This window comes from Kineococcus glutinatus (genome assembly GCF_039542765.1).
Lineage (GTDB): Bacteria > Actinomycetota > Actinomycetes > Actinomycetales > Kineococcaceae > Kineococcus_A > Kineococcus_A glutinatus.
Window position 1 is genome coordinate 1 of the sequence record NZ_BAABIL010000134.1, and the last position, 1,756, is coordinate 1,756.

1 protein-coding gene is annotated in these 1,756 nt (G+C 71.4%); it reads right to left on the reverse strand.

The window, feature by feature from the left end; translation table 11 throughout:
- Nucleotides 1-102: 102 nt before the first annotated feature.
- On the reverse strand, nt 103-1,756 hold a 1,654-nt coding region (gene treS, locus ABEB16_RS06030; RefSeq protein ID WP_425560112.1), incomplete at its 5' end, for a maltose alpha-D-glucosyltransferase.

Below are 1,756 nucleotides of genomic sequence, written 5' to 3' on the forward strand. Positions count from 1 at the left end.
CGTGTGCTCGGTCACGCTGCCGAACCTAGCGAGCGGCGGCCCCGCCCGCGCCCCGACGGCCGCCCTCGCCGGCGGCGGGCGGCGCGGGGTCCCCCGGGCGCCTCAGCGGCCCTCGCCGGGGCGGTCCAGCCGCAGCCAGAAGAAACCCCGCGAGCCCAGCGTCAGCGTCGTGCACCCCTCGTCGTCGATCGCGGGGAACCGGGCCCCGCCGAAGAGGTCGTGCACGCTCGCACCCTCGTAGCCGGGGATGCGCAGGTGCGCCGACTGCGGGGTGGCGGAGAGGTTGTTGACGCACAGCACCGTCTCCCCGCGCTGGTCCTGGCCCCCCTCCAGGACCCGCAGGAACGCCAGCACCGCGTCGTTGTCGCAGAACCCGGCGTCGGGGCGGACGTCGGTCGCGCCCACCGCGCGCGCCAGCGCCTCCTCCCCGGCCCGCGCCTGCCCCTCGCCCACCTGCGCCGGCGTCTGCTGCCGGGTCGTGGCCACCGCGTGCGTGGCGATGCCCGCGACGTCCGGGCCGTCGGCCGCCTCCGCGTCCTCGCCGTGGGCCAGCGGGTGGCGGCTGGTGAGGGGGACGTAGCGGCCGGTGCCGAACACGGGGTGCTGCTTGCGCACGGCCAGGATGCCGCGCACCCAGTGCAGCAGCGAGGACGTGGACGCCAGCTGCGCCTCCACGTTCACCGCCTGGTAGTTGTAGACCAGCGACTGGACGGTCGGCAGGTACAGCTTGCCGGGGTCGGCGGAGGAGAAGCCCGCGTTGCGGTCCGGCGTCCACTGCATCGGCGTGCGCACCGCGTCGCGGTCGTCGAGCCAGATGTTGTCGCCCATGCCGATCTCGTCGCCGTAGTACAGGCACGGGCTGCCCGGCAGCGACAGGACCATCGCGTGGATGAGCTGGATCTCCGGGCGCGAGTTGTCCAGCAGCGGCGCCAGGCGCCGCCGGATGCCGATGTTGGCGCGCATCCGGGGGTCGGGGGCGTACCAGCCGTACATGGCGGCACGTTCCTCGGTGGTCACCATCTCCAGCGTCAGCTCGTCGTGGTTGCGCAGGAAGGTGCCCCACTGCCCGGACGAGACGGGGATCTCCGGCGTCGCGGAGAGGATGTCGATGATGGGGGTGGCCTTCTCCTCCCGCAGGGAGTAGTACAGCCGCGGCATCACGGGGAAGTGGAAGCACATGTGGCACTCCGGCTCCTCCTCGGTGCCGAAGTACTCCACGACGTCGAAGGGCCACTGGTTGGCCTCGGCCAGCAGCACCCGGCCCGGGAACTCCTCGTCCACCATCTTCCGCAGCTTCTTCAGGAAGTCGTGCGTCTGCGGGAGGTTCTCCCCGTTGGTGCCCTCCTCCTCGAAGAGGTAGGGCACCGCGTCGAGCCGGAAGCCGTCGATGCCCATCTCCATCCAGAAGCGGACGGCGTCGAACATCGCCTCCTGCACGTCCGGGTTCTCGAAGTTGAGGTCCGGCTGGTGGCTGAAGAAGCGGTGCCAGAAGTACTGCCGCCGCACCGGGTCGAACGTCCAGTTCGAGGTCTCGGTGTCCACGAAGATGATGCGCGCGTCGGCGTACCCCGTGTCGGTGTCGCTCCACACGTAGAAGTCGCCGTAGGGGCCGTCGGGGTCCGAGCGGCTCGCCTGGAACCACGGGTGCTGGTCGCTGGTGTGGTTCATGACGAGGTCCACGATGATGCGGATGCCCCGCTGGTGGGCCTCGGTCACCAGCCGCTGGAACTCCGGCAGCGTGCCGAACTCCGGCAGC